The 2,783-nt window shown below is 73.6% G+C and carries 3 protein-coding genes; all 3 read left to right on the top strand.

Annotated elements, in window-relative coordinates:
- Positions 1-81: 81 nt before the first annotated feature.
- On the top strand, positions 82-501 hold the full coding sequence (locus tag AB0O00_RS34565; RefSeq protein ID WP_363658608.1) for a (2Fe-2S) ferredoxin domain-containing protein: 420 nt from the start codon (positions 82-84) through the stop codon (positions 499-501).
- A gap of 75 nt (positions 502-576) precedes the next feature.
- Complete coding sequence (locus AB0O00_RS34570) at positions 577-1,260, top strand: hypothetical protein (protein WP_363658604.1); 684 nt, start codon at positions 577-579, stop codon at positions 1,258-1,260.
- 41 nt (positions 1,261-1,301) lie between these two features.
- Positions 1,302-2,783: murein biosynthesis integral membrane protein MurJ (gene murJ, locus AB0O00_RS34575; RefSeq protein ID WP_363658606.1), on the top strand; the 1,482-nt coding region annotated here is incomplete at its 3' end.

The following is a 2,783-nucleotide window of genomic DNA, read 5'->3' on the forward strand; positions in this document are numbered from 1 at the left end:
CGAGGGCTCGACCGTCATCGTCGGCCTCAACGGGCTGCGGCTGCTGCGCGAGGCCGCCTGGACGCGCGCCCGGGCCGGCCGGTGAGCCGCCGGGCGCCGCGGAAGGCCGAGAGCGGGGCGGCCCGCTGCACGGTGACGGTCTGCCGCGGCTGCTGCTGCGGCACGCCGAAGGTCCCCGGCGTGGACCACGCCGCCCAACTCGCCCAGCTGCGGGCCGCGTTGGACGGCGTGGCGACCGTCCGGCCGACCACCTGCCTCGACGCGTGCGAGCAGGCCAACGTGATGGTCGTCCAGCCGTCCGCCGAGGGCCGCCGCGCGGGCGGCCGCCCGGTCTGGCTCGCCCTCGTCAACGACGCGGACGCCGCCGCCGACATCGCCACCTGGGTGTCGGCGGGCGGCCCGGGTCTGGCGGACCCGCCGGGCGTCCTCGATCTCTACGAGTTCCAGCCGTCCCGGCGGATCCGGGAGGCGCTCGACCGAGGCGGCCCCGCGCGGAATTGACGGCGCCCGCGCACCCGGAACCCGCTACCATCGGCGGGCCTGATGTCGGCTGGAACGTACGGGGGACGGGAACCGATGGCCGGAACGATCACCTTATGGGTCTTCGGACTGCTCTGCTTCGTCGTGGCCTTCGCGAAGGAGGCCGCGAGCGGCGCGGGGATCAGCCTGCCGGGGCCGAAGTCGAACGCGGCCCGGTTCGGCGTGGTCGCGGTCGGGGTGCTGGCGCTGATCCTGGGGGCGGCCGTGCGGCCCAAGAGCGACGACGCGAAACTCCTGCCGCCGCCGAGCTCTGCCGCGGTGCCGCCCGCGTCCTCGCCCGTGTCCTCGCCTTCGGAAGCGCCCGCGCCCGCCACCGCGCCGAAGCCGTCCCCGTCGGCCACCGGACCCGTGCAGGTCTGGAGCGGCCAGGTCGCCGTCCCCATGGAGGGCGGCATCGACTTCGACCTGACCCCGCCGTCCCGCGCCGCCGGCTTCGCGCACGGCATCTACGCCGGCGGCTTCACGTCGACGACCGCCAACCTGCACGACGAGATCCAGATGGACCACGACCAGTTCGGCATCTGGGCCGGCCAGTCGGCCCCGACCGGCGCCCAGTGCCGCGACTGGGCGATGACGCACCCCGGCCAGACCGCCCACGTGAGCATCGGCTCGCTCGTCTGCCTCCGGACCCCCGGCGGGCGCACGGCCCTCATCAAGATCGACTCGATCGCCCCGGCCGACTACCTGCTGAACGCCACGGTCACCCTCTGGACGGACTGATCCGGGAACCACGGACCACCACCCGGGCGTCGGTTCAATCCATGATCGGACGGAAGCCACGCGGACGGCACGCATCCCCGGAGCGGACGGGCGGATTACTCCGCTCCTCCGCACTCATGGCCGCCGGGACGGCGGTATCGAGGGCCACCGGCCTGATCCGCCAAGTGCTCCAGGGCGCCGCGCTGGGCACGGGCCTGCTCGCCACGACGTACAACCAGGCCAACACCGTGCCCACCAGCCTGTACTTCCTGCTGATCGGCGGCGCGCTCAACTCCGTGCTCGTCCCGCAGCTCGTCCGGGCGCGCGCCGAACACCCCGACGGCGGCGCCGCGTTCGAGCAGCGCCTCGTCACGCTCGTCCTGTGCGTCCTCGCCGCCGGCACGGCCCTCGCGGTGTGGGCCGCCCCCGACGTGATCGCCCTCTACCAGAGCGACACCCCCGACACGCACGCCGCGTTCGAACTCACGGTGGTCTTCGCCCGCTACCTGCTGCCGCAGATCTTCCTCTACGGCGTGTTCGGCATCTTCGGACAGGTCCTCAACGCCCGGAACCGCTTCGGCGCCATGATGTGGACACCGGTCCTCAACAACGTCGTCCTCATCGCCGTGTTCGGCCTCTACCTCGGCCTCCTGAACGTCCCCGACCAGATCTCCGGCATCACCCCCGAACAGGTCACCCTGCTCGGCGCCGGCACCACCATCGCCCTCGCCGTCCAGGCGCTCTCCCTCGTCCCGTACGCCCGCGCCGCCGGCTTCCGGCTGCGGCCCCGCTTCGACTGGCGCGGCACCGGCCTGCGCAAGAGCGTGAGCACCGCCCGCTGGACGCTCCTGTTCGTCCTCACCAACCTCGTCGCGAGCACACTCGTCACCCGCTTCGCGTCCGCCGCCGACACCGCCCTGCCGCGCGACGGCGTCGGCTACACCGCCTACAACTACGCGCAGCAGATCTGGACGATGCCGCAGTCGATCGTCACGGTCACGCTCGTCACCGCCCTGCTGCCACGCATGAGCCGCGCGGTCGTCGAACACCGCATCGGGGACCTCCGCGCCGACCTCTCGCGCTCGCTGCGCATCAGCGGCGTCGTCATCGTCCCGGCCGCGTTCGCCTTCCTCGCGTTCGGCCCGCAGATCGCCGAACTCCTCTTCGCCCACGGCGCCACCGCCACCGCCGTGCCGATCGGCCACATGCTGCAGGCGTTCGGGCTCGGCCTCATCCCGTTCTCGGCCCAGTACCTCCTCCTGCGCGGCTTCTACGCGTTCGACGACACCCGCACCCCGTTCCGCCTCGCCCTGGGGATCGGCGCCACCAACATCGCCCTCGCCACCGCCTGCCACCTGCTCCTGCCGCCCCGCTGGGCCGTCACCGGCATGGCCGGCGCGTACGCGCTCTCGTACGGCGTCGGCCTGCTCCTCACCGCGCTCCGGCTGCGCCGCCGCACCGGAGGCCTGCTGGACGGCCGCCGGATCTGCCGCACCTACGGCAAGCTGACCGCGGCCGCCGCCCTCGCCGGCGCGGCCGGCTGG

The sequence above is a fragment of the Kitasatospora sp. NPDC093558 genome (assembly GCF_040683475.1).
Taxonomy (GTDB): domain Bacteria; phylum Actinomycetota; class Actinomycetes; order Streptomycetales; family Streptomycetaceae; genus Kitasatospora.

Excerpts from the sequence above, each read along its gene's own strand:
- AB0O00_RS34570 (WP_363658604.1), top strand. The coding sequence starts at position 577 with ATGGCCGGAACGATCACCTTATGGGTCTTCGGACTGCTCTGCTTCGTC.